At 72.5% G+C, this 25045-nt stretch carries 15 protein-coding genes; 8 read left to right on the top strand and 7 right to left on the bottom strand.

Annotated elements, in window-relative coordinates; all coding sequences use genetic code 11:
- Window positions 1-27: 27 nt before the first annotated feature.
- From HDA43_RS23315 to HDA43_RS23300, 4 genes are all read right to left on the bottom strand, one after another.
- Entirely contained in the window at window positions 28-204 is a 177-nt protein-coding gene (locus HDA43_RS23315) for a DUF6104 family protein (RefSeq protein ID WP_179825154.1), read from the bottom strand.
- A gap of 158 nt (window positions 205-362) precedes the next feature.
- The gene (locus HDA43_RS23310; RefSeq protein ID WP_179825151.1) at window positions 363-4049 is read right to left on the bottom strand and encodes a multifunctional oxoglutarate decarboxylase/oxoglutarate dehydrogenase thiamine pyrophosphate-binding subunit/dihydrolipoyllysine-residue succinyltransferase subunit; all 3687 of its coding nucleotides are present in this window, start codon (window positions 4047-4049) and stop codon (window positions 363-365) included.
- Between the two features lie 179 nt (window positions 4050-4228).
- Window positions 4229-4903 carry a B3/B4 domain-containing protein gene (locus tag HDA43_RS23305; RefSeq protein WP_179825150.1) on the bottom strand — a complete coding sequence of 225 codons (675 nt, stop codon included), beginning with the start codon at window positions 4901-4903 and terminating at the stop codon, window positions 4229-4231.
- 168 nt (window positions 4904-5071) lie between these two features.
- On the bottom strand, window positions 5072-7606 hold the full coding sequence (locus HDA43_RS23300) for a glycoside hydrolase family 9 protein (protein ID WP_179825149.1): 2535 nt from the start codon (window positions 7604-7606) through the stop codon (window positions 5072-5074).
- A 454-nt stretch (window positions 7607-8060) separates the two neighbouring features.
- On the opposite strand from HDA43_RS23300, the gene HDA43_RS23295 reads away from it, so the two are divergent.
- Entirely contained in the window at window positions 8061-8366 is a 306-nt protein-coding gene (locus tag HDA43_RS23295; protein WP_179825148.1) for a hypothetical protein, read from the top strand.
- 6 nt (window positions 8367-8372) lie between these two features.
- The gene (locus HDA43_RS35290; protein ID WP_179825147.1) at window positions 8373-14516 is read left to right on the top strand and encodes a nucleotidyl transferase AbiEii/AbiGii toxin family protein; all 6144 of its coding nucleotides are present in this window, start codon (window positions 8373-8375) and stop codon (window positions 14514-14516) included.
- Window positions 14517-14588: 72 nt separating this feature from the next.
- On the opposite strand, the gene HDA43_RS23285 is transcribed toward HDA43_RS35290, so the two are convergent.
- Both HDA43_RS23285 and HDA43_RS23280 read right to left on the bottom strand, forming a co-directional pair.
- Window positions 14589-15431, bottom strand: coding sequence for a hypothetical protein (locus HDA43_RS23285; RefSeq protein WP_179825146.1), 843 nt, complete (start codon window positions 15429-15431; stop codon window positions 14589-14591).
- Between the two features lie 153 nt (window positions 15432-15584).
- Window positions 15585-16478, bottom strand: a complete 894-nt coding sequence (locus HDA43_RS23280) for a glutathione S-transferase family protein (RefSeq protein ID WP_179825145.1) — start codon at window positions 16476-16478, stop codon at window positions 15585-15587.
- A 117-nt stretch (window positions 16479-16595) separates the two neighbouring features.
- Here HDA43_RS23280 and HDA43_RS23275 point away from each other — a divergent pair, with 117 nt between their 5' ends.
- From HDA43_RS23275 to HDA43_RS23265, 3 genes are all read left to right on the top strand, one after another.
- The gene (locus HDA43_RS23275) at window positions 16596-17639 is read left to right on the top strand and encodes an MBL fold metallo-hydrolase (protein ID WP_312873500.1); all 1044 of its coding nucleotides are present in this window, start codon (window positions 16596-16598) and stop codon (window positions 17637-17639) included.
- A gap of 250 nt (window positions 17640-17889) precedes the next feature.
- Window positions 17890-18396 carry a flavin reductase family protein gene (locus tag HDA43_RS23270; RefSeq protein WP_179825143.1) on the top strand — a complete coding sequence of 169 codons (507 nt, stop codon included), beginning with the start codon at window positions 17890-17892 and terminating at the stop codon, window positions 18394-18396.
- Window positions 18397-18586: 190 nt separating this feature from the next.
- A complete protein-coding gene (locus HDA43_RS23265; protein WP_179825142.1) occupies window positions 18587-19594 on the top strand; it encodes a hypothetical protein in 1008 nt (335 codons plus the stop codon).
- Window positions 19595-19896: 302 nt separating this feature from the next.
- Here HDA43_RS23265 and HDA43_RS23260 read toward each other — a convergent pair whose 3' ends face one another.
- Window positions 19897-20958 carry an NAD(P)H-dependent amine dehydrogenase family protein gene (locus HDA43_RS23260; RefSeq protein ID WP_179825140.1) on the bottom strand — a complete coding sequence of 354 codons (1062 nt, stop codon included), beginning with the start codon at window positions 20956-20958 and terminating at the stop codon, window positions 19897-19899.
- Window positions 20959-21296: 338 nt separating this feature from the next.
- Between HDA43_RS23260 and HDA43_RS23255 the strand changes: the two genes are divergently transcribed.
- The 3 genes from HDA43_RS23255 (at window position 21297) to HDA43_RS23245 (ending at window position 25015) form a co-directional block, all read left to right on the top strand.
- Entirely contained in the window at window positions 21297-22193 is an 897-nt protein-coding gene (locus HDA43_RS23255) for an SDR family oxidoreductase (RefSeq protein ID WP_179825139.1), read from the top strand.
- 240 nt (window positions 22194-22433) lie between these two features.
- Window positions 22434-23948 carry a sugar ABC transporter ATP-binding protein gene (locus HDA43_RS23250; RefSeq protein WP_179825137.1) on the top strand — a complete coding sequence of 505 codons (1515 nt, stop codon included), beginning with the start codon at window positions 22434-22436 and terminating at the stop codon, window positions 23946-23948.
- Window positions 23945-25015: an ABC transporter permease gene (locus tag HDA43_RS23245; protein ID WP_179825135.1), complete on the top strand. Its 1071-nt coding sequence runs from the start codon at window positions 23945-23947 to the stop codon at window positions 25013-25015. The genes HDA43_RS23250 and HDA43_RS23245 overlap by 4 nt, the downstream gene beginning before the upstream one ends.
- Window positions 25016-25045 lie beyond the last annotated feature (30 nt).

The following is a 25045-nucleotide window of genomic DNA, read 5'->3' as shown; positions in this document are numbered from 1 at the left end:
CGGGTCACGGCCGGTCGGCCGGCCGGGTCAGTCGTCCTCGTCGTCCAGGCGGGCGAGCCAGGTGGCCAGCCGCTCCACCGGGGTCTCGAACTCCGGGTTCAGGTCGACGAACTCGCGCAGCCGGTCGGCCAGCCAGGCGAGGCTGACCTCCTCCTCGCCACGGCGGTCGGCGAGCTCCTCGATGCCGCGATCGGTGAAGTACATCGTTCTCCTCGGATGTGAAAGGGGCGCGGTAACGGGGAAGTCCCCCGCACGGAACATGCGGGGGACTTCCGGGAAGCTGTGCCCAGGTCCGGCCCCGTCCCCCGAACATCCGGCGGGAGCGGGGGACGGCCGGCCTGTGGCCTGTGCCGGGACGGCGATCAGTCGAAGACCTGCGCCAGGATCTGCCGCAGCTCCCGCTCGTGCGCCGAGTGCGAGCCGGTCGCCGGGGAGGAGTTGGCCCTGCGGGAGACCCGCTTGACCGGGCGCCCGCCGAACACGTCGGGCTTCTCCGCCATCTTCAGCGTCAGGAACGGCCACGGCCCCATGTTGAGCGGCTCGTCCTGCGCCCAGATCAGCTCGACACCGTCGCCGTAGCGCGCCAGCTCCGCCGCGAGCGGATTCGACGGGAACGGGTAGAGCCGCTCCAGACGGACGATCGCCACGTCGGTACGGCCCTTCGAGTCGCGCTCCGCCGCCAGGTCGTAGTAGATCTTGCCGGAGCAGAGCACGACCTTGCGGACGTCGCCCGGCTGCACCGTGGCGTCGCCCACCACCGGCCGGAACGACCCGGAGGTGAAGTCGGAGACCGCCGAGGTCGCGGCCTTGTGCCGCAGCAGCGACTTGGGCGTGAACACCACCAGCGGGCGGTGCCGGTTCGACTTCGCCTGCCAGCGCAGCAGGTGGAAGTAGTTGGCCGGCAGGGTCGGCTGGGCCACGGTCATGTTGTCGTAGGCGCACATCTGCAGGAAGCGCTCGATGCGGGCCGACGAGTGGTCGGGACCCTGGCCCTCGTAGCCGTGCGGCAGCAGCAGGGTCACGCCGGAGCGCTGGCCCCACTTCTGCTCACCCGCGGTGATGTACTCGTCGATGACGGACTGCGCGCCGTTGACGAAGTCACCGAACTGGGCCTCCCAGCACACCAGCGCGTCGGGGCGCTCCACGCTGTAGCCGTACTCGAAGCCGAGGGCGGCGTACTCGCTGAGCAGCGAGTCGTAGACGTAGAACTTCGTCGTTCCGTTGTTGAACGTCTTGAGCGGGGTGTGCTCCTCGCCGGTGAGGCGGTCGACCAGCACGGCGTGCCGCTGGACGAAGGTGCCGCGCCGGGAGTCCTGGCCGACCAGGCGGACCGGGTGGCCGTCGATCAGCAGCGAGCCGAAGGCCAGGGTCTCGCCCATGCCCCAGTCGATGCGGTCCTCGGCGACCATCTGGCCGCGGCGCTGGATGACCGGCAGCAGGCGCGGATGGATGGTGAAGCCCTCGGGGAGGTTGAGCTGGGTGTCGACGATCCGCTTGACGGTCTCCTCGGTGACGGCCGTCGGGACGTCGTCGTGGGACCACTCGATGGCGCCGTCGACGTCGACCGGGCGGGTGAACTCGCCCGTGGTCTCGCCGGCGGAGCGGGTCTCGGCGAAGGCGTTCTCCAGCTTGGCCTGGTAGTCGCGCAGCGCGCCCTCGGCCTCCTCCACCGTGATGTCGCCCCGGCCGATCAGCGCCTCGGTGTAGAGCTTGCGCACCGACCGCTTGGCGTCGATCAGGTCGTACATCAGCGGCTGGGTGAAGCTCGGGTTGTCGCTCTCGTTGTGGCCGCGGCGGCGGTAGCAGATCAGGTCGATGACGACGTCCTTGCGGAACGCCTGGCGGTACTCGAACGCCAGCCGCCCGACCCGGACCACGGCCTCGGGGTCGTCGCCGTTGACGTGGAAGATCGGCGCCTGGACCATCCGGGCGACGTCGGTGGCGTAGACCGACGACCGGGACGAGGCCGGGGAGGTGGTGAAGCCGACCTGGTTGTTGACCACGATGTGCACGGTGCCGCCGGTGCGGTAGCCGCGCAGCTGCGACAGGTTCAGCGTCTCGGCCACCACGCCCTGGCCGGCGAAGGCCGCGTCGCCGTGGACCAGCACCGGCAGGACGGTGAAGCCCTCCTCGCCGCGCTCCAGCAGGTCCTGCTTGGCGCGGACCACGCCCTCCAGGACCGGGTCGACCGTCTCCAGGTGGGAGGGGTTGGCCACGACCGAGGTCTTCAGCTTGGAGCCGTCGGCCGAGACGAAGTCGCCGGTGGCGCCCAGGTGGTACTTCACGTCGCCGGAGCCGTGGGCGGTGCGCGGGTCGATGTTGCCCTCGAACTCGCCGAAGATCTGGCCGTAGGACTTGCCCACGATGTTGGCCAGGACGTTCAGGCGGCCGCGGTGGGCCATGCCGATGACGGCCTCGTCGAGCCTGTCGTCGGCGGCGGCGCTCAGCACCGAGTCGAGCAGCGGGATCAGCGACTCGCCGCCCTCCAGCGAGAACCGCTTCTGGCCGACGTACTTGGTCTGCAGGAACGTCTCGAACGCCTCGGCGGTGTTCAGGCGCTCCAGGACGCGCAGTTGCTCGGCCCGGTCGGGCTTGGCGTGCGGTCGCTCCACCTGGGCCTGGATCCAGGCCCGCTCCTCGGGGTTCTGGATGTGCATGTACTCCACGCCGATGGTGCGGCAGTAGGAGTCGCGCAGCACGCCGAGGATCTCGCGCAGCCGCATCAGCGGGCGGCCGCCGAAACCGCCGGTGGCGAACTCGCGCTCAAGGTCCCACAGGGTCAGCCCGTGCGACTTGATGTCGAGGTCGGGGTGCTTGCGCTGCTTGTACTCCAGCGGGTCGGTGTCGGCCATGAGGTGGCCGCGGACCCGGAAGGCGTGGATCAGCTCCAGGACCCGGGCGGACTTGGCCACGTCGTCGTCGTGGGTGGTCGAGATGTCCTGGACCCAGCGGACCGGCTCGTAGGGGATGCGCAGGGCCTCGAAGATCTCGTCGTAGAAGCCCTCCTCACCCAGGAGCAGGCGGTGGATCTGGCGCAGGAAGTCACCCGACTGGGCGCCCTGGATGATCCGGTGGTCGTAGGTGCTGGTGAGCGTCATGACCTTGCTCACCGCGAGCCGGGAGAGCGTCTCGGGGGAGGCGCCCTGGTACTCGGCGGGGTACTCCATCGCGCCGACGCCGATGATGGTGCCCTGGCCCGGCATCAGGCGCGGCACCGAGTGGACGGTGCCGATCGTGCCCGGGTTGGTCAGGGAGATCGTGGTGCCCGCGAAGTCCTCGACGGCGAGCTTGCCGCCGCGGGCCTTGCGGACGATCTCCTCGTAGGCGACCCAGAACTGGCGGAAGTCCATGGTCTCGGCGCCCTTGATGGACGGCACGAGGAGCTGGCGGGTGTCACCCTTCTGGATGTCGATCGCCAGGCCGAGGTTGACGTGCTCGGGCTTGACCAGCACCGGCTTGCCGTCGACCTCGGAGTAGGAGTGGTTCATCTCCGGCAGGGCCGCGAGGGCCTTGACGACCGCGAAGCCGATCAGGTGCGTGAACGACACCTTGCCGCCGCGACCGCGCGACAGATGGTTGTTGATCACGATGCGGTTGTCGATGAGCAGCTTCGCCGGGACCGCGCGGACGCTGGTCGCCGTGGGCACATGGAGGCTGGCCTCCATGTTGGCCGCCGTACGGGCGGCGGCCCCTCGGAGTCGGACTTCCTCGGCGCCGGCGGCGGGCACGCTCGTCTCCTGCTTGGTCTTGGCCGCCGGGGTGGTCGTGGCGGCCGCGGGGGCCGCCGCCTTCGGCGCGGGGGCTGCCGGTGCGGGGGCCGGGGTCGCCGGGGCCGCAGCCGGGGTGGGGGTGGTGGGCGCGGCGGGTGCCGTGCCCTGGGGCGCGGCACGGCCGGCCCCGGAGTCTGGGGTGTAGTCGGCGAAGAAGTTCCACCAGGCCCGGTCGACGGACTCGGGATCCTGGAGGTACTTCTGGTACAGCTCGTCGACCAGCCATTCGTTCTGACCAAAGGCTGCCAGCGGGTTTGTCCGCGACGACTCAGACGACACGGCGGAAATCGCCCTCTTCCGCAGATCGGCGTTGATGATGTTGAGGATGGAGAACCGGTCCAAGGCTACTCGCCTGGACCCGGACCTGCGCCATTCCGACGGCAGGTCGCCGTCCGATCTTCCCAGGGTAGTCGAAAACGGTCACGCTGGAGGGCGTTGTCAGGGAGATGCGATCCTCGTCACTCGCCGTCGGCGGGTCCGATGATCCTCATCTCGACGCGCGCGCCGGGGCTGACGGCCCGCAGGAGCCCGGTCAGCTCCTCGCCGGCGGCGGTCAGCTCCCCGATCGTCATGGGTTCGAGCCGCTCCAGCAGGAACAGCGCGTCGGTCGTCTCCTCGGTGATCCGGGTCCGCACGCACTGGCGCCAGTTCCAGCGGCGGCAGGTGACGCCGCGGTCGTCGCGCCAGACCACCTCGCCGATCTCGGGGTGGTCGACGGACGGCTCGCCCCGGTCGGCCGTCTCGAACGGCTCGTCGCCCGTGGCGCGGACCAGCCCGGCCGGCCCCTCGTAGCGGCCGAGGTCCTCCCCGCCGATCGGCAGGCCGTGCCGGACGCTGACCGCGTTGTAGGCGTCGACCACGAGGTTGATCTCCGGCAGCGGCATCCGCCGGACCAGCGCGTCCACCGACGGCCGGGTGCGCTGCGGCTTGGCCCCGAAGGCGCGGTAGGCCTCCCGCCACGCCTCGATCCTCGGGTCCGCGGCCGGTACGGCGTCGCGGGCGGCCTCGGCCAGCCAGGCCCGCGACCGGTCGTCGGTCGGGCCGTTGCGCAGGCCGTACACGCCCATGACCAGGACCGCGAAGTCGGGCCGCAGGGAGGTGACGGAGGGGTCCACCCGGATGTCGTCGATCACATGCCCAGTTTAGGCGGGGCGTTCCGTCACCTCGGGGCCGGGGAAACCGGTCCGCGGCGGCGGGGCCGGCCCGGAGCCGTGGAAACGGCCCGGGGGTCCCTCCGTCCCTCCCCGGCGGGCGCACCGGGGAGGGACCGGGAAGGACCGGGAGGGACAGGGAGGGGACGCTCAGCGGCAGGGCGCGCCGTTGAGGAGGAACCGCTCGGGGGCCGGGTCGGCGCCCGGGGCGGACCTGCCGTTGAACCCGAAGGTGACCGACGCGCCAGGAGTGATCCTCCTGTTCCAGTCGAGGTTCCGCGCGGTGACCGCCGAGCCCTTCTGGTCGACCGCCGCGCTCCAGGCGCCGGTGATCTTCCGGCCGCCGAGGAAGGACCACTTCAGCGTCCAGCCGTCGATCGCCTTCACGCCGGTGTTGCGGAGGGTGACCTGGGCGGTGAAGCCGTCGGGCCAGGCGCCGTGCCGGGTGTAGGCGACCTCGCAGGAGGCCGCGGGGGCGTCGTCGGCGACGAAGGACGCCACCCAGGCCAGCGGGGCGTTCCAGTTGATGGTCAGCTCGTTGGTCGACCACGACTCGATGTCGTCGATGTAGCAGAACTGCGGGGCGCAGCCGCGCAGTTTGGCCTGGGCCACCGGGTCCTGGAGGCCGGAGTTGGGACCGCCGGCCAGGGTGCCGCGCGGCGGGTTGGGCAGGGACGGGTCGAGCTGGTGGGAGTACCAGCGGCTGTGCTGGTTGTGCGAGGAGACCTCGCCGTAGCCGGTGACGTACGACTGGTTGAGCGCGTTGCGGCCGAGGATGTAGTCCATCGTCTCCACCGCCCCGTCGCGGTACTTCGCCTCGCCGCTCAGATCGTGGGCGACGGCCAGCACGACCGCGTTGTTCAGCACCTGGCTGTTGGAGCCCCACTCGAAGTGCGCCGGGCCGTACGGCATGCCGTACGGCTGCGCCTTCTGGATGGCGAGGTACTTGTCCGCGCCCGCCAGGACCGACGCCCGGACGGCGTCGCGGTCCGGCAGGCCGTTCGGCACGGCGGCCAGGTCCAGACGGCCGAGCTGGGCGACGCTGCCCCAGTTGAAGCCCTCGGGATGGAATATGTCGGCCTTGTGCAGTGGGGAGGCGAGGACGTGGTCGGCGAACTCCTTCTCGCCGGTGGTGATGTACAGCTCGGCCGCCGCCCAGTAGAACTCGTCGGTCACGTCGGCGTCCTCGTAGGCGCCGCCGCCCACGCCGTCGGAGGGGCTGGCGTAGAGGCCGGGCTCGGCCTTGGCCGCGGCCCACGCCCTGCGGGCGGCCCTGAGGTTGCGCTCGGCGAACGCGGCGTCGTACGGCGCGAACAGCCGGGCGGCCTGGGCGGCGGTGGCGGCCAGGTTGAGGGTGGCGGCGGTGGACGGCGGGTGCAGCTCGCGCTTCTGCGGGTCGCGGTGCGGGAGCAGCGGCAGGCCGGTCCAGTTGGCGTCGTGGATCTTGTGGTGGGCCATCCCGGCGTGCGGCTTTCCATCCGGGATCTGCATGCTGAGCAGGAACTCCTGCTCCCAGCGGGTCTCGTCGAGGATGTCGGGCACCCCGTTGCCGCTCTCGGGGATGTCCAGCTGCCCGTCGGAGAAGACGCCCGTCGCCGCGGCCCGCTCGAAGGCCGACATGAGCTGGTGGACCGAGATGCCGCCGTTGACGACGTACTTGCCGTGGTCTCCGGCGTCGTACCAGCCGCCGCTGACGTCGAGGGAGTAGTCGCAGACGCCCGGCTGGCAGGGCACCTTCACATCGCCCTGGTTCGGCGCGACGCCCAGGTGGCCGGCGGGCCTGCCGTACCCGGGGCGGAGGTCGTCGCGGATCTCGACGCCGCTGCGCTGGGGGTAGTAGAACTTCAGCGCGTCGTCGCGCAGCCGGTCGTACAGGTCGCGGCCGATGTCGAAGGGGCGGCTGGTCTCGCCGTCGGCCTCCAGCGTGTAGCCGGTCCCGGCGGCGGTGAAGGAGCCGAAGTCGATGGAGTGGACGTTCTGGCCGGAAGTGGCGTCCGTCCCGCGCGGGGTGGTCTCGCCGGTCGCGACGACCTCGTCGCCCTTCCTCAGGCGCCAGGTCACCGGCTCGGTCCGCTCGGTGACCAGGGTGGCGTTCTTCGGCCCGGAGGGGAGGTGGCCGACCATGTTCACCCGGACCCGCGGGCCGGTGTCGGGCTTGTAGACGTCGGGCTCGGCGCCGCCCTTGAGGGAGACGTCGTCCAGGCAGAAGCGCCAGGGCGCGGCGCCGCCGCCGAGCTGGAAGACCACCTGGGCCTTCGGCTGGTCGACGGGGGAGATGAAGGTGTAGGCGTAGCCGTTGCCCGACACGCTCAGCTCGGGGTTGGCCGAGAGGTAGGCGGTGTAGGGGTCGGAGGGCATCTGGACGATGGCCTTGGCGACGTGCCCGGGGTCGGCGGCGGCGAAGAACGAGAACGCGTAGGTCTCGTCCTTGACCAGCGGGATGTCGTTGATCCCGACGATGACGTCCCAGGGGTTGACGGTGCCGCCGGGGACGTCCGCGCAGAGCCGGCCGCCCTCGACCTCCAGCGCGGTGTTGGCGGTGCTCCACCAGGGGGCCGAGCCGGTGTCGAAGGTGCCGTTGGGGATCTGCTCCGGACCCTCCTCGGCGGCGGTGGCGGGCACCGCGGAGAGGGTCACCGCGGCGGCGGCCACGGCGAGGGCGAGCCAGGCGGAGGGTCTGATCACGTGGTGTCCTTCGGGGGCGCGCGGTCAGCGGGTGCTCGGGAACCGGGGACGGCCTCCCTGACGGGACGACCCGGGAGGGTCGTGGGAGCGTTCCCACGGATGGGACGCGCCGATGGTTCCAGCGCGTTTCCCGGGGCGTCAACGGCCCGGCCCCGGCGCGCCCGCTGACCGGCCCGGCGGCGGTCCGCCCGGTGAAACTTTCATGGTGACGGCCGTACACGGCCCGGGGCGGGACAGAGGAACGGCGCGCCGGGCCGCCGAGTCGGTGGGGAGGGCGCGGCGTTCGGGCGGCTGTCCCGCCGGGGGTGGAAGGCGGAAGTCGGGCCGAAGGAATGATCATCATGTGAAATAATCATGGGACGAATGCCGGTTACGTGGCGTGAACGGCGTTGTGTATGGGGGGAGAGGGTTTCAGGGTGATCGTCTCGTTCGCCCCGGTATCGGGACGTCCGGCATGAGAGAGCCTGGATTCGAGGTGGCCTGGTCGTCGCTCGACCTGCGGGCGAGGGCCGTCGCGGAGCGGCACCGCGCGGTGTCCCGGGTGCGGGACACGCTGTGGGAGGCGTTCGAACGCGATCGGCGCACGCTGGGGGCCGACCAGTACGGGGCGGAGATGGAGAGGGAGATGCCGCGGATCGAAGCGGCGATCTTCGGCTCCCTCCAGAGTCATCTCGACGAGCTGGACCGCATCGTCACAGGGCTCCATCTGAACGCCAGGGGATACGGACAGGCCGAGCAGGCCAGTGCCGTCGGAGGGTGACCGCCCGTGGGATTCGACGGGTTCCTGACGCCTGACTGGGCGAAGCCGTACGTCGGCTGGGTGGTCGGGATGGACTGGCCGGAGGGGGACGAGACCGGCTGTTTCCGGCTGGCCGACGCCTGTGTGACCGCCGCCCACCGGCTCGTCGCCGGCACCGTCGCCGACCAGCCCTGGAGCGCGGGAAAGATCGGTTCGGAGTGGGACGGCGAGGCGCACAAGGCCTTCACCGAGCACGTCACCGAGGTGGTCGGCGGGCGGGTGGCCGAGCTGGTCGAGCGGCTGATCAACACCGCCATCGCGCTCAACAACATCGGGGTGCAGATCCAGTACACCAAGTACATGATCGAGGCCACGGTGTGGCTGATGATCGTGCAGGTGGGGTACCTGCTGGCCACGGCGATCGCCAATGGCGGCGCGAGCCTGGCCCTCATCCCCTCCCGCCTGGCCATCGCCCGCATGGCCGTCGCGCTGATCGCCCGGCGAGCGCTGATCAACATGGCGATGTTCGCCGGCATCGTCGCCGGCATGGACGGCGGCATCCAGCTCCTGCAGATCGCGCAGGGACGCCGGGACGACCTCGACGGCAGGCAGCTGGCGATCTCCGCGCTGAGCGGCGGTGCGATGGGCGCCCTCATGGGTGGGCTGCAGGGCGGGCTGACCCACCTGGCCACCTCCGCCCTGCGGTCCGGCCTGTCGAAGGCCGAGATGTCCCTCGCCGAGAAACTGCTGGCCGCCGCCACCCACTCCATCTACGGCCAGGCAGGCCAGTACGCCCTGACCGGGGGGATCACCACCGCCGGCAGCATGCTCGCCGAGGGGAACTTCGACTGGGACATGTTCTGGAAGGGGGTCACCTCCAGCGCGCTGGGCGCCGACGGCCAGCACCTGACCACGGCCCTCCACCCGAACGGCGGCCCGCCGCCCTCCGGGCCCTCGGGACCGGGCTCCCCGCCGGACGGCCCGCCCCCTCCCGGTGGTCCGCCAGGAAGCGGCGCCGGGTCCGGGCCCGGCGGCCCGGACCCGCGCCATCCGGTCGCCGGCGCCACCCGTGACACCACGCTGAGCCACGTCGCCGACACCATGCCGATTCCCGACACCGCCTCCGCGGCGGTGCGCCACGCCCCCGCTCCGCAACCCGGTTCGGAGCATCACTCCGGGGGGCGGAGCGATCTGGCGGAGTCGCCCGCCCGGTACGGCGCGCCCGCCCCCTTGGACGGGCGGCCCGCCGGCGGCGGGACCGACTCCCCGAGACGCGGCGTCTCTCCGGAACCGCCGGCGCGAGCGGGAGAACCCCGGCAGGGGGAGCACGGCCGTACCGACGGCTCGGGGACCTCGCGGACCGCGGGAGAGCTCGCGAAGGATCCGGCGCGGCCCGGGGAGCGGACGTCCCGGGATCCCTCGCGGCCCGCGGAGGGGACCGTCCGGAGCGCCGAGCGGTCCATGGACGGGACCGTCCGGAGCGCCGAGCGATCCGCGGAGGGGACCGTCCGGGACGGCGCGCGGTCGGCGGAGGGCCCGAAGGAGACCGGTGCCCCCCGCCGGGCCGAGGAGGCGCCGCGGCACGCCGACGAGCCGTCGGCGGCTCGCCGTGAGCCGGCCGGGGAGGAGGCCCCGCCGGCCGGAGCGGGACGGCCCTCCACCGCGCGGCCGAATCCCGCCGCCGACCATCCGGCGGCAGGGCAGGCGACACAGCCGGCCGTCCCGCGTGAGGCGCACGACCCCTCGTTCAACAACGTCCGTGACGCCCTCGCGCCCGGCGGCGCGGACCGGACGCCTCCCGCGCAGCGGACCGGGTCGGCCGCCGCGGCCGACCCCGCCCCGGGCGCCGCGCCGGGTCCGGTCCACGACGCGGTCACGCCTTCCACTGCCCAGGACCCGGCAGGCGCCCGTCCCGGCCGGGGCACGGCGGAGGCGTCGCAGGCCGTCCCGTCCCACACGCCCGGGCAGGACCGCCCCGGCCGCCGCAGGTCCTCCGAGGAGGAGGCGGGGTGGGGCCCTCCGCGGGACACGGACCGGGTACCGCGGAGTGCCCGCGAGCCCGCGGCCCGCGAGACGGGCGAGCACCGTCCGGACCACCCGGGCCGTTCGGACCGTTCGGACTCCCCCGACTCCTCGGACACCTCGGGTCCGTCGGGGAGGACGCACCACGCCGATCGGACGGGCGAACGGCCGCCCGACCTGACCGCCACCGCCTCGTTCCCGCAGTTCTGGCGGGAGCTGAGCGAGCGCGTGAGGATCGAGGCGGAACGCCGGGGGACCACACCGCTCGACGAACTCCAGCAGTTCACGATCCAGCGGGTGCTCGCGCGGTTCTTCTCCGAGAACCCCCACGACTGGGTGCTCAAGGGCGGCCAGTCGATGCTCGCGCGCCGCGCGGACGGCCGGGCGAGCACCGACCTCGACTTCACCAGGGTCACCCCGGGCGACCCGGAGTCGATGGTCCGCGACTACGAGAGGGCGCTGGCGCGCGACCTCGGCGACCACCTCACCTTCGTCCAGGAGTCGAGGTTCCCCCTTCTGCACGGAGCCGGGGTCCGGCTCTCCCACGTCGCCTACTTCGGCGGCCGGGAACTGATGCGGGTCAGCGTCGACCTCGCACCGCCCCGCACCCGCCCGGTCTGGAAGGAAGCGGAGGTCATCCCGTTCCCGGAGCACGCCATCGGGACCGGGGCGCCCGGGGAACGCCCGAACCTGCGGGTCATCTCACTGCACGACACTCTGGCCCACAAGGTGTCCGGCATGTTCACCCACGGCAGGCGGACGATCGAGACCAAGTGCCACGAGTGCACGGCCCTGGGCAAGGGCCGGTTCATGTGCAAGTCCGGGGACCTGCCGTACCGGGCGCAGGACCTGGTCGACGTCCTCACGATCGCCATGCACACCTCGTGGGACGGCCCGGCGACCCACGCGATGCTGCGCGAGGAGTTCACCTGGCGGATCGAGCAGGGCGAGAACCTCATAATCCCCGACCACTTCGAGGTTCCCAACCCGAACTGGCACAAGTCATTCGCGAAGTACGCGACCACCACCCCCGGCCTGCCGTACACGACCCTCAGGGAGGCCACCCCGCTGGCCCGCGCCTTCCTCGATCCGCTGCTGGCGGAGGAGCCGCCCAGGGGCCACTGGGACCCGTCGCAGCGGCGCTGGGTGGACGACGCGCCGCAGGACGCGGGTGTGCCGCGGCCGGCGGCGGAGGCGCCGTCCCACGCGGCCGATGCCGCGCATCACACGCCGGTGCAGCAGATGGAGGGCACCGGGCACGCACCGCCCTCGGACGCCCTCGCCGACCCCGGGATGATCCGGCGGTGGGAGACGCTGTCGGGCCGCCGGGACGACCCGGGCAGCTTCGAGGCCCTCGTCGCCGACCTCAAGGGCAGGACGGACCTCTCGCTGCCCGAGAAGGTCAAGCACCTGCAGGACGAGATCATGGGCCCGGCCGGGTACAAGCCGACGGAGGTCACCGGCCTGGACAGCAAGAACCTGCGGGTGTACGTCCACCAGCGCGGCGAGCTGTACATCCACAGCGCCGCGCTGATGACCGACCCGGGTACGACGATCGAGATCGCCTACAAGCCCGATCGCACCTTCCAGACCTACGCCTGGGAGGCGCGCGAGGCATACACCGCCTACCTCGGCCCGCTGCCGGAGGGCATTGGCGTGGAGGAGGCCAACGCCGTGGCGTACCGGCGGATGCGGGAAGGGAGGCCGGTCCACGATGGCGACCCCACCAGGCTCGCCGAGGACCTGCTCGACCTGCACGCCGAGCCGTTCCGGGACGCGCTGAAGATGCGGAGCCGCCTGATCGAGGACTACGGTGTCGCGCCGGAGCGGATCCGGCTGGCGTACGCCGACGGCTCGCAGGACGTCCACTACTCGAACACCCGCTGGGTCAGGGCGCACCTGTTCGCCCTCGACGCCATCCGCGAGAACCCGGTGGAGGCGCGCCGGGCCATGCTCGACGCGATACGGGGACCGGGCGAGGAGGGAAGGATCCGCGAGGCCCGGGCCAGGGCCGCGGCCGACCGCCTCTTCGCGGCCAACGAGTCCCCGGGGGACCCGCGGCCCCCGTCGCGGCGGAAGTACGCCCTGCTGTGGATCCGCGACTCCCGGGACCAGCCGGTGGGCGGCAGGCACGGCCCGCACCTGGACACCCGGCCGGAGATGGTGCGCCAGACGATCGAGGCGCTGCGCGAGTCGCACCCGGACCGGCGGATCGTCCTGCTGGGCGATGACCTGTTCGCGCGGCGTCCCGAACTGCGCGAGGGGTGGGAACGCGAAGGCGTGCTGGACGGCGTCGACGCCGAGACCCTGGTCGGCTTCTGGGCTCCGGAACACAACGGCGGACGGGCCCTCAGCCACGGGGAACAGGCGCTGTTCTTCCACCACCTGACGGTGAACCGCGACATCGTCCAGATCGGCATGGAGAGCGGCGCGCTGGAGACGCCGATCGTGCTCGGCACGCCCACCGTCTACCTGGAGGCCCGCGAGCACGACGGGAACAAGGGCAACCGCTGGGCCCTCTACTGGCAGGACTGGGTGCACGGGCGGACCGAGCCGGTACTCGACGCGGAGGGCAGGCAGCGCTTCGACGACGCGCTGCAGCCCCTCACGACCTTCCACGGCGATGAACCGCGTCCGGCGCCGCTGTCGACGATCGAGCGGGTTCTCTACGGCCCCGACCTGCCGGACCCGACGAACCGGCGCGGGCAGGCCGTCGCCGTCTACCTCCCCGCGAAGGTCTCCGTCACCGCCGACCGGATCATCCGCCTCGTCGACAGCGGTGAGCTGGACCGCTGGCACCAGCGGATCGGCGACGGCTCCGCGCTCGACAGGTCGCTGCCCTCCTGGACCGCCGAGGACTGGGAGCAGAGCAGGTACTACGCCGGTCAGCTGCACCGGTGGCTGCGGACGGAGGCCACCACGCCCGAGGAGGCCGGCCGGAAGTGGGACGGCATCCGCCTCGGCCTCACGGGGGTGATCGATCCGCGGTTCACCGTCGACCAGACCTACGAGGGCGCCTCGATCGTGCACCCGTACTACATGCTGCACACCGACCACGTTCCGCCCGCCGACGAGGCGGGACGCATGGACCGGGCGTACGCCGCCGAGCCCGGCGAACGCGGAGCGGCCGTCACCGAGGTGCTGAAGGACCTGCTGGGCGGCCCCGACTTCCGCCACCAGGCCGTGGAGGACATGCGGCTGTTCCGTTTCGAGCCGTCCGAGATCCGGGACCTTCGCGCGGCGATCGACCAGGTGACCGGCGATCACCCGGAGGCGGCGGACGGCCACGACGGCTCGCACGGCCTGCCGGACGGGACGCCGGAGCGGACCGGCTCGCCCGCCGAGCCCCCGCACGTGCCGTACGGCGATCGGCTCGACGTGCCCATCGTCCCGGACGGGCCGACGCCGCGCGAGGTGCTGGAACGCTTCGATCCGGCCGTCGCCGGCCTGCCGGAGCTGACCGCCCGGGAGGCGGCCGACCACATCGCCCGGAACGCCGAGCGGCGTCCGTGGCTCGCGCCCGCGCTGGGCGGCGACCCCGCCGTCCAGCGCGTCATCGCGGCCCTCGACCTGGGGCAGGCGCACATCCTGGAACGGCACGGGCCCTACGTCGACGACGGGATGCTCGAAGGGCGCGTCGCCCGGCTGGAGGACCCCGCCCAGACGGACGCCGGCAAGCGCGTGATGGGGACGGACGCCTACGCCCCGGGGGACCGCGTGCACCGGAGCCCGGACACCGCCACCGCGATCCGGGACGTGGACGCCTTCGCCACCGCCTTCGCGCGGGCCGTCGAGGACCCGAGGGTGCTGGCTGCCCTGCGGACGGAGTTCGATCCCGAGAACCGTCCGGGCCGGGTGTCGGTGCCGATCGCGGACCTCCTCGGCCCTGACGGTCACCTCCACTGCTCCGGCTACCGGATCGAGTCGATCGGAGGCAGCCCGGAGGCGGCCGTGGAGAACCGGGCGGCGTGGGTGGAGGCCCGGCGCTCCGGGCGGGTGCCGGACGTGGCCGAGCCCCGCGCCCGGCCCATGGGGACCTTCGAGGGGGGAACCGTGGAGTTCTTCTTCCAGGTGAACGCCGAGCGGAACGGTTACGAGATCGCCACCATGTTCGTCGACCCCGCACCGGGGGCGATCGGACGGGGGTGAGCCGTCGCGGGTCCCCGTCCGAAGGCGGCCGGGCGGGGACCGCGCGGATGTTCCCCGGAGAGCGGCGGCGGCCTACGCCTGCGCCGTCCTCCCCACCATCTCGGCGGCGAGCTCCCAGCTCAGGTCGTGGTCGCGGATGTCGTCCACTTCGGGACCGGATCCGCGCGGGTCGCGGGCCTTCCGCAGAACGCGGATCGTTTCCCGCTGCGTTTCGGCCACCCTTTCCGGGAAGACCAGCGCGGCATAGGCCCGGATGTTCCGCGGGGACAGGCCGGAGCCGGGGGAGAGATCCGGGACGAAGTACTCGACGAACTCCCGGCCGCCGGCCGGGAACTCGTGTTCGGCGGCGAGCGGCGCCAGGTCGCGGTGAACGGCCCGCAGGTCCACGAGGTCCCGGCGGACCGCGTCGCCGAGGACGGAGCTGATCTCGGCGTGCTCGGCCCAGTCGCGCACGAGATCGGAGATCGTCCGGCGGGGGGTGGTGACGGGAACGCCCGTGGAGACCATGACGTCCGCCTCCGGCAACGGCGAGACGTGGATCTTCACGGCTCCGGAGGCCTCCAGCTTCTCAGGCGCGGTGAAGACCGTCACCGGCGCGGACACCGATCCCATGCCGTGCAGGGCGCACGCCGACTCGTGCGAGAGGACCGCGTCCGGCGCCCCCGCGAGCCGCTCCCAGCGGAACATCTCGGGGCGGAGGCTCAGCCAGGCGGCGAGCGGATAGGCGTACCGCGGCCCGAGCGGGCTGCTGACGAGCTGGTAGACGTCCCGGTCCAGCTCGAAGACCAGCCCCGTCTGCTTGAAATGCTCAAGGATCTCGGCGTCGATCCCCGATCTGGCGGCCTGAGCGGCTGTGATCATCCCCTCCTGGCGGGCGGCCAGGACGGACAGCTCGCAGAAACCCTCTTCCCACATGTGCTCTCCCGCGCGGCCGTGACGGGGGCCGGAACCCCGAGAAGTATAGCGGCCGGGCGATCACTTCCCCGGATGCCCGGGGAGGCGCGGAGCGCGGCCGGAGCGCCGGTCCCACCGGCGCTCCGGCGCGTCGGAGAACGGCCCGCCCGGCGGTCAGGGTGCCGTCCAGTCGATCTCGGGGCCGCGGGGGACGATGCCGGTGGGGTTGATGTTCCGCTGCGTCACGAAGTAGTGCCGCTTGATGTGGTCGAAGTCCGTCGTGTCGCGGAAGGCCGGGATCGCGTACAGGCGGCGGGCGTAGGCCCACAGCGCCGGATGGTCGGTCAGCCGCCGCACCGAGCACTTGAAGTGCGAGTGGTAGACCGCGTCGAACCGGGCGAGCGTCGGGTAGAGCCGTACGTCGCTCTCGGTGAGGGCGTCGCCATGCAGGTAGGGGCGGTCGGCGAGCCGCCGCTCCAGCGCGCCGAGCGTGTCGAACACGTCGGTGACCGCCTCCTCGTACGCCTCCTGCGAGGTGGCGAACCCGGCGCGGTAGACGCCGTTGTTGAGGCCGTGGAAGATCCGGTCGTTCAGCTCGTCGATCTCCGCGCGCAGCGCGACCGGGTACAGGTCGGGGGCGCCCTCGGCGTGCCAGGGCGCGAAGGCGGTCTCCAGGGTCAGCGTGATCTGCGGGTAGTCGTTGGTGACCAGGACCCCGGCCTTGGCGTCCCAGACGCAGGGCACGGTGTAGCGGCCCTCGAAGCCGGGGTCGGTCGCGAGGTAGAGCTCGGAGAGGAACTCCGCGCCGGTGACGGGGTCGCCGCCGGGGATCCGCCAGCCCCGCTCGTCGCGGATCGGGTCGACGATCGTCACGCCGACGACGTCCTGGAGGCCGAGCAGCTCGCGCACGATGAGCGAGCGGTGCGCCCACGGGCAGGCGTAGGAGGCGTAGATCCGGTAGCGGCCGGGCTCGGGCGGGTGCTCCCCGCCCTCCTCGATCCGCGTGGTGAACCAGTTCGGCTGCCGGACGAAGCGCCCGGTGTCGGAGGTCTCGCGTGCCAGGTCCATGCCTCCGACCGTACGGCACCGCAGTAGAACATCGTTCGGTAACCCGGCAGAATCACGGGAGAGGCGGGGTGACGAAGGGAGAGGCGGGAGATGCGGCGGAACATGAGGAGAGAGACGGTGACCCCGGCGAGCGAGGCCCAGCGCGAGGCGTGGCGGAGCGGGGGTTTCCCCGAGGTGGAGCGGGTGCGGCCGGGGGTGTGGTCGATCCCGGTGCCGATCCCGATCAACCCCCTGCGCTACGTGCTGGTCTACGCCCTCGAACTCCCCGGCGGGGTGGCGATCGTGGACGCCGGGTGGGACACCGACGAGGCGTACGGCGCGCTGGTCGCCGGGCTGGGGGTCGCCGGATACGAGATCACCGACGTCCGGGCGGTCCTGGTGACCCACATGCACCCCGACCACTACGGGCTGGCGGGGCGGGTCCGCGAGGCGTCGGGCGCGTGGATCGGCCTGCACCCGGCGGACGCCCGGCTGCTGGCCGGCCGCTACGACGAGAGCATGGTCGGCGACCTCGTACGGCGCGAGCGCGGCCTGCTGGCGCGGTCCGGGGTGCCGGAGCCGTCCCTGGACGAGCTGGCCGGGGCCTCCATGATGATCCGGCGCTTCGTGAGCATGGCCAAGCCCGACCGGCTGATCGAGGACGGCGAACGCCTCGATCTGCCCGGCTGGGACCTGCGGGCGGTGTGGACGCCCGGCCACTCGCCGGGCCACCTGTGCTTCGCCGAGCCGGAACGGCGGCTGCTGTTCTCCGGCGACCACGTGCTGCCCCGGATCACGCCGATCGTCGCCGTCCACCCGCAGTCCGGGCCCAACCCGCTCGCCGACTACCTGGAGGCGCTGGCGGCGGTGGGCCGGCTCGACGTGGAGGAGGTGCTGCCCGCGCACGAGTACCGCTTCCTGGAGCTGGCCGGCCGGGTCGGCGACGTGATCGCCCACCACCACGAGCGGCTGGCCGAGATCGAGGCGGTGGTCGGCGCGGCGGACGGGATCTCCTGCTGGGAGACGGCGACCCGGCTGACGTGGTCGCGGCCGTGGGAGAGCATCCCGTCGTACATGCGGCGGGGGGCCAACAACGAGACGCTGGCGCACCTGGTGTGGCTGGAGGTCGCCGGGCGGCTGCGCCGGGTCGCCGGCGAGCCCGATCTCTGGTTCCCCGCCTGAGTACCCCGCCGGACGCCGTCCCCGGCCGGGCGGCGCCCGAGTCCGGGGCGCGGTGTGGTGACGGCCTTCCCGGTGCGGCCCCCGCCCGGGTGACGGCCGCCCGCCCGCACCGCCGATGCCCGGAGTGGTCGGTCCGGGTCCACTCTCGGACATCCGATTCGGGGGAGATTTACGGCACTTCGGGAAGATATGGCGCTGGTACCGGGTTATGGGCGGGCGGGCGTGACGTCGGAGAAGACGAGGAGGAACGGTGACCGAGGCCATCTCAGGCCGGGCGATCGACGCCCAGCGATTCCGGCGGGCGCTGGCCCTGCACGCGGCGGGGGTCGTCGTGATCACCGCGCAGTGCGAGGAGGGCCCCGTCGGGCTGACGGCCACCTCGTTCTCCTCGGTCAGCCTTGAGCCGCCGCTGGTCTCCTTCTACGTCGGCCGGGAGTCGAAGACCTGGCCCAGGCTCCGCGAGGCGGGCTGCTTCGCGGTGAACGTCCTGGCCGGCGACCAGGCGGAGCTGGCCGCCCGCTTCGCGAGCCGGGGCGTCGACCGCTTCGCCGCCCCCACCGTCTGGGAACTCGCCCCGCCGGGGGTGCCGCTGCTGGCCGGGGTGTCGGCCCACCTGGTGTGCGCGCTCCACTCGACCATGGACATCGGTGACCACGTGCTGGTCGTGGGCCTGGTCGCCGAGGCCCACATCGATCCCGGGGGACTGCCCCTCCTCTACCATCGCGGCCGCTTCGGCCACTTCGTCCCGCATTCCTGAGCCGCGGGCGGGCGTCCCCGGACCGGGGCGCGACGTCTCCCGGCGATGACGCGGCGCCATTGGCGGCGATCACCTATACGGGTGGATTTTTCGGACAGATCCCTGTGAAGTCTGCTAGGAAATCCCAGGACCGAAATTCATCCCGGAGAGGGACGTTGTGGCACCGGAGAACCTATCCAGACCGTATGTCATGCGGCACCACCCCGATCAGGAGCCGTACGGCGAGGACGCCCGCGAGCGGACCGGTCCCATCGAACCGGTCGCGCGGCCGCAGGAGGCGGCGCCCCCGGCGGGGGACGTGCTGTCTGACGGATGGGTCCTGGTGGAGGAGCGGGGAGCGGACGACGCGGACGGCACGGACGGCGGCCGGGGCGGGTCCCCGGAGCCCACGGAGCCCATGGCGCCCACGGGGCTCCCGGAGCCCGAGGCGGCCTGTCGCACCGGTTCCCCGGATCAGATGCCCGATGACGACGACCGGTGTGACGGGCTCGCGGAGCCCGATGCCGTCAGGGCTGCCGGAACGGCCGGAACGGACAGATCGTCCACGGCCGAGTGGACGACCGGCCGCGGCGCGGCGGCCACGGCGGACCGGGACTCCGACCGTGACGTGGCCGTCGCGATGTGGGGCCCCGACGGCGACGGCGGCCCCCGGCGCCGGGGCAGGCTCCTGCTGGCGGCCGTCACGGGTGTCGTGGCGGTGGGTCTCGCCGGGGGCTGGTTCCTGTCGTCCGTGGGCGACTCGATGCCCGAGGCCGGGTGCTCCGCGAACGGCCGGTGCGTGAAGGCCGAGCTGCCCGGGGCGCCCGCCGACGCGCCGACGAAGGCGGCGAAGGAGCGGGCGCGGCCCGCGGAGACCACGCCGTCCCCCGCCGAGGAGCGGGCCACCGCCGCGCCGGAGACCTCCCGCCCCGTCGCGCCCCGGACCAGGGCGCCCCGCCCGGAACCGGCGCGCGCCACGCCGACGGCGCGGCACACCCCGAAGCCCACCCGGGAACGCGAGGAACAGCGCGACATCGACCACCGGCCGCGTGTCACCTCCGCCCCGTCGGCCGAGACGCCCGACTCCCGGCAGAGCACCGCGCCCGAGCGGACCTCCCAGCCCGCGCAGCCCTCCGGACCGGCCGAGACCACCGTGCCGGCCCAGAACCCGCCGCCCGAGAGGGGGCGGCACGGCGGCCTGCTCGACTGGCTGTTCTGAGCCCCGCCCCGGGCCGCGTCCCCGGGGCGGGGAACGGACGCCGGAAAGGACATCGGCGGCGGGAGCCGAACGCGGCGGGAGCGGCTCCCCGGGGATAAGCGCGCCGGTTCCGGAATTGGACGACCGCCGTACCGGGCCGGCGCGCCGCGGGTGCGACCGTTTCGCCATCGGTCTGTCGATAAAAGGTGATTATCCCCAAATATCGCCTATTTCATTTCATTTATGAACGGTGTGGGAACGGCTTCCGCCGCGTGTTCCGCGAGCGGTCCGCCCGAACCCGTCGGGCGGACCGTACGGTGCCGTCAGGCGAGCCGTACGGTGCCCCGGCCGGTGGTGAGGGGCAGGTCCAGGATGGTGCGGATGCCCGGCGGGGCCGCGCAGACCGCGGCCACCGCGTTGACGGCGTGCGCCGCGGCCCCGGCCAGGCCGTGGGACATCTCCTGCACGGCGAGCGTCATCTGCGGGACGCCCTCGATGTGCACGGTGAACCCCGGGTCGGACCAGCGGCTCACCCTGGTGGAGTCGGCCTTGTAGACGCACTCCACGGTCATGAAGGGACGGCCGCGGACCAGCCCGCTGAAGGTCCAGCGGGACGCGCACACCGTGCCGGCCCGTACCGGGCCCGCGGCGATCTCGAACTCCTCGGTGGCGATCTCGAACTCGTCGCTCTCCTCCACCTCGTCGAGGGTCACGCCGAGGTGGCCCGCGACGAGCTGGACGCTCTCGGCGAACAGCGAGCGCTGGAGGACGCGGAACGGGCGCACCGCCACGGCGTAGTCCTTGGCCGAGCGGGTGAAGCCGTACAGGTCCACCACGATCTGGCGGGACGGGTGGCCCCGGAAGTCGGACGACTCGCGGACGTAGATGTGGTCGATCCGGCTGGACAGGCCGCTCAGCGCCAGGGGCAGCATGTCGCTCATGAAGCCCGGGTTGATGCCGGTGCCGTGCAGTGAGGCGCCGCCCCGGCGGCAGGCGGCCTCCAGGCGGTCGACCAGGCCGCGGCCGTGGCAGGCGGGGTGGACGAAGCCGGTGGTGGTGATGACGTTCTTGCCCGAGGCGAGGAGGGCGCAGATCGTCTCGATGTCGTCGACGGCGCTCCCCTCGCCGAAGAAGGCGGCGGGCAGCGGCATGTGCAGCACGCAGTCGGCGTCCAGAGCGAGGACGCGGTCGACGTCGTCGGTGCAGATGACGCCGGTCTCGGAGAGACCGACGAGCGTCCCGGCGTCCTGCCCGGCCTTGTCGGGGTCGTAGACGAGCACCCCGGCCAGCTCGAACTCGGGGCGGGTGATCAGACTGCGCAGTGAGTAGCGGCCGACGGCGCCGGTGGCCCACTGGACCACGCGGAGGGGCGGCTGTGTGGCCATGCCATGCCTCCAGCCCGGTTCTCTGGGCGGGGGTGCGGTTCGGAGGAGCGCCATCAATGACCCTCGCCCTGTGCGGGGGCAGAAACTTTAGCAGAAATTCACATGTCCGCTCACTATCCACGATGGTTTCACTTCGGGCGCGTTTTCCGGGCACCCGGCGGGGTCTTCTCCGGGCGTCGGGAGAGGGCCGGAGGATCGTGTGGGAGAGGCATCGGGCGGGCTTCCGGAGATGCGACGGACGGGCTTCCGGAGATGCGATCCGGCGGGTGAAAGATGGCATTCGGCGACTTTGACGGATATTGTGCGAAAAACAGAACTATATTCTCCAGGGAGTCCGGATGACGGAGCTGCGGTTCGACGACAGGGTGGCGATCATCACCGGTGCCGGGCACGGTCTCGGCCGCTCGCACGCGCTGACGCTGGCCGAGCGCGGCGCGAAGGTGGTCGTCAACGACCTCGGCGGCACGCTGGACGGCACGGGCTCATCCGCCGGTCCGGCCGCCGAGGTGGCCGAGCTGATCACCAAGAACGGTGGGGAGGCCGTCGTCAGCACCCACGACGTCGCGACCCCGGAGGGCGCCGCCGCGATCGTGCAGACCGCGATCGACGCCTTCGGGAAGGTGGACATCGTCGTCAACAACGCGGGCATCCTGCGTGACAAGTCCTTCGGCAAGATGAGCGTCGAGGAGTTCGACCAGGTCCTCGCCGTCCATGTGCGCGGCTCGTTCCTGGTCACCCGGGCCGCCTTCCCCCACCTCAAGGAGCAGGGCTACGGACGGATCGTCAACACCTCCTCGCCGGCCGGGCTGTTCGGCAACTTCGGTCAGGCCAACTACTCCACCGCCAAGATGGGGCTGGTCGGCCTCACCAAGACGCTCGGCATCGAGGGCGCCAGGGCGGGGATCAGGGCCAACGCGATCGCGCCCATCGCCTGGACCCGGATGACCGAGTCGCTGCTGCCGGCCGAGTTCGAGGAGAGGTTCACGCCGGGCCGGGTCAGCGCCCTGGTCGCCTACCTGGCGCACGAGTCCTGCGAGACCAGCGGCGAGGTCTTCAGCGTCGGCGCGGGCCGGATCGCCCGGGTGTTCGTGGCCGAGGGGCCCGGCTGGCGGCAGGAGGACCACACCGTCGAGGACATCCGGGACAACTGGCAGGCGATCATGGCCGAGCAGCCGTACCTCACCCCGACCACCCTCGGCGAGCAGGCCGGAGCGTCGCTGCGGGCCATGCTCTGACGTCCGCCCGCCGGTAGGGCGCCCCCACCGGGGCGCCCTTTTCGCTGTTCCGGGGTGGTTTCCAAGGGCTCGCGCGGCCCCGCCCCTGATGCCTGCCGTACGGCCCGGCGGACTTTTGCGGATTTCTGCAAAAGTTCGGTGACTTTCGGCGAAAGGTCTTCACAAGTCGGGAAGAAGGGAGTTACCTTCTGCTGCACCGGCTCCGGATGCGGTCAGACCCCCGACCCCCAGCGAGGTTCCATGTCCGCCGTCACCCCCCTGCTGCAGATGAAGGGCATCGTCAAGCGGTTCCCCGGCGTGCGCGCGCTCGACGGCGTCGACCTGGAGGTCCTGCCCGGCGAGGTGCACTGCCTGCTCGGCCAGAACGGCGCCGGGAAGTCCACCCTGATCAAGGTCCTGGCCGGCGCGCACCGGCCCGACGAGGGCGTCGTCACCCTCGGCGGCGAGGAGGTGCGCCCGGCGAGCCCGATCGACGCGATCCGGCTGGGCATCTCCACGATCTACCAGGAGCTCGACCTGGTCGACGGGCTGACCGTGGCGCAGAACGTCTTCCTCGGCCATGAGCCGTCCCGCCTGGGGTTCGTCGGGCGGTCCGAGGTGGGCCGCGCCACGCGCGGGCTGCTGACCCGGCTGGGACACGGCGAGATCCGCCCCGGCACCGAGGTCGGCCGGCTGTCCCCGGCGGCCAAGCAGGTGGTGAGCATGGCGCGGGCGCTGTCCCGCGACACCCGCCTGATCGTCATGGACGAGCCGTCGGCGGCGCTGGCCCACGACGAGGTGGCGAACCTGTTCCGGATCATCCGGGAGCTGACCGCCCAGGGGGTCGCGGTGATCTACATCTCCCACCGGCTGGAGGAGATCCGCGAGATCGGCGACCGGGTGACGGTGCTCAAGGACGGCCGCACGGTGGCCGTCGGCCTGCCCGCCAAGACCACCCCGACCGGTGAGATCGTCTCGCTGATGACCGGCCGGTCCGTGGAGCACGTCTTCCCGCCCCGGCCGGCCCCCGGGAGCCACGAGGGTCGTCCGGAGGTGCTGCGCGTCGAGGACCTCGCCGTCCCCGGCGTCCTCTCCGGCGTCTCCTTCTCGGTGCGGGCCGGGGAGATCGTCGGCCTGGCGGGGCTGGTCGGCTCCGGCCGCTCGGAGATCATCGAGGCCGTCTACGGCGCGCGCCGCTTCACCGGGAACGTCCTGCTGGAGGGGCGGCCGGTGGGCCGGGGCGGCACCGGGCGCACCGTACGGCTCGGCATGGGCCTCGCCCCCGAGGAGCGCAAGTCCCAGGCGCTGCTGCTGGACCAGAGCGTGACCCGCAACATCTCGCTGGCCGGCCTGGGCCGCTACTCCCGGCTCGGCTGGCTCGACCGGCGCCGCGAGGCCGCCGACGCCCGCTCCCTCGTCGAACGGCTGGACGTCCGGCCGGGCGACCCGGACCGGCCGGTCAAGACGCTGTCCGGCGGCAACCAGCAGAAGGTCGTGCTGGCCCGCTGGCTGCTCAACGAACGCAGGCTGCTCCTGCTGGACGAGCCCACCCGGGGCGTGGACGTGGGCGCGCGGGCCGAGCTGTACGCCGTCATCCGGGAGCTGGCCGACTCCGGCATCGGGGTGCTGCTGGTCTCCAGCGAGGTGCCCGAGGTGCTGGGCCTGGCCGACCGGGTGCTGGTCATCCGCGAGGGAACGGTCATCCACCAGGGTGACGCCCGCGACCTGGACGAACATCGAGTGCTTGACATGATCATGGAAGGCGGTGCGCTTTGACCGAGCCGCAGGGCCGGGCCCCCGCGAGCCCCGCGAGTCCCGTGGACGTCGCCGGGTCACCGGCCGGACCGGACGCCCCCGGCGCCGCCGCCCCCCGGCCCGCGCCCCCACCGGCGACCCGGCTGTCCCGGCTGGGGGAGGTGCCGCACCTGGGACTGGTCGCCGCCCTGGCGCTGCTCGCCGTGGTGGGCCTGGTCACCGTCCCCGACACCTTCGCCAGCGCCTCCAACCTGGTCGGCATCCTGTCGCTGGCGGCGACGATCGGCGTGATCACGGTCGGCGCGACGTTCGTCATCATCGGCGGCGGGATCGACCTGTCGGTGGGGGCCGTCATGGCGCTGGCGTCGGTGTGGGCGACCACGCTGGCCACCCAGTCCTACGGCCCACTGATCATGATCGTGTGCGCGGTGCTGGTCGGCGCCGGCGCCGGACTGGTCAACGGCCTGCTGATCGCCTACGGGCGGCTGGTGCCGTTCATCGCGACGCTCGCCATGCTGGTGGCCGCCCGCGGCCTGGCCCAGCGGATGTCGGACCGCAGGACCCAGCTCGTCCAGCAGGGCAACCAGGCCATCGTGGACCTGTCGACCACGCGGGTGCTCGGCGTCCCGGTGCTGGTCTACATCTTCGCGGTCGTGGTGGCGGCGGGCTGGGTCCTGCTGAACCGCACCACGTTCGGCCGCCGCACCTACGCGGTCGGCGGCAATCCCGAGGCCGCCCGGCTGGCCGGCATCGACGTGCGCCGCCACACCATGTGGCTGTACGCGCTGTCCGGGCTGTGCTGCGGCATCGCCGCCGTGCTGATCATGGCGCGGACCACCACCGGCTCCTCCACCCACGGCGACCTGTACGAGCTGGACGCGATCGCCGCGGTGATCATCGGCGGCACGCTGCTGACCGGCGGCCGGGGCTCGATCGTCGGCTCGATCCTCGGCCTGCTGATCTTCACGGTGATCACCAACCTGTTCATCCTCAACGGCCTCAACACCAGCGACCAGCTCATCGCCAAGGGACTGATCATCGTGGTGGCCGTGCTGCTGCAGCGGCGCAGCCTGCGCTCACCGACCTGACCGGCGCCGCCGGCCGTACGGCCCGCGGCG

Source organism: Streptosporangium sandarakinum, assembly GCF_013409935.1.
In the GTDB taxonomy this organism is placed as follows: domain Bacteria; phylum Actinomycetota; class Actinomycetes; order Streptosporangiales; family Streptosporangiaceae; genus Streptosporangium; species Streptosporangium nondiastaticum.
Note: the sequence above shows the minus strand (reverse complement) of the source record. Positions and strands in the feature narration are given on the sequence as shown.

What these genes read in the sequence shown, in the direction of transcription:
- HDA43_RS23315 (WP_179825154.1), bottom strand. Translation starts at nt 204, where the DNA reads ATGTACTTCACCGATCGCGGCATCGAGGAGCTCGCCGACCGCCGTGGC.
- HDA43_RS23295 (WP_179825148.1), top strand. Translation starts at nt 8,061, where the DNA reads ATGAGAGAGCCTGGATTCGAGGTGGCCTGGTCGTCGCTCGACCTGCGG.
- HDA43_RS23285 (WP_179825146.1), bottom strand. Translation starts at nt 15,431, where the DNA reads ATGTGGGAAGAGGGTTTCTGCGAGCTGTCCGTCCTGGCCGCCCGCCAG.
- HDA43_RS23280 (WP_179825145.1), bottom strand. Translation starts at nt 16,478, where the DNA reads ATGGACCTGGCACGCGAGACCTCCGACACCGGGCGCTTCGTCCGGCAG.
- HDA43_RS23265 (WP_179825142.1), top strand. Translation starts at nt 18,587, where the DNA reads ATGCGGCACCACCCCGATCAGGAGCCGTACGGCGAGGACGCCCGCGAG.
- HDA43_RS23260 (WP_179825140.1), bottom strand. Translation starts at nt 20,958, where the DNA reads ATGGCCACACAGCCGCCCCTCCGCGTGGTCCAGTGGGCCACCGGCGCC.
- HDA43_RS23255 (WP_179825139.1), top strand. Translation starts at nt 21,297, where the DNA reads ATGACGGAGCTGCGGTTCGACGACAGGGTGGCGATCATCACCGGTGCC.
- HDA43_RS23250 (WP_179825137.1), top strand. Translation starts at nt 22,434, where the DNA reads ATGTCCGCCGTCACCCCCCTGCTGCAGATGAAGGGCATCGTCAAGCGG.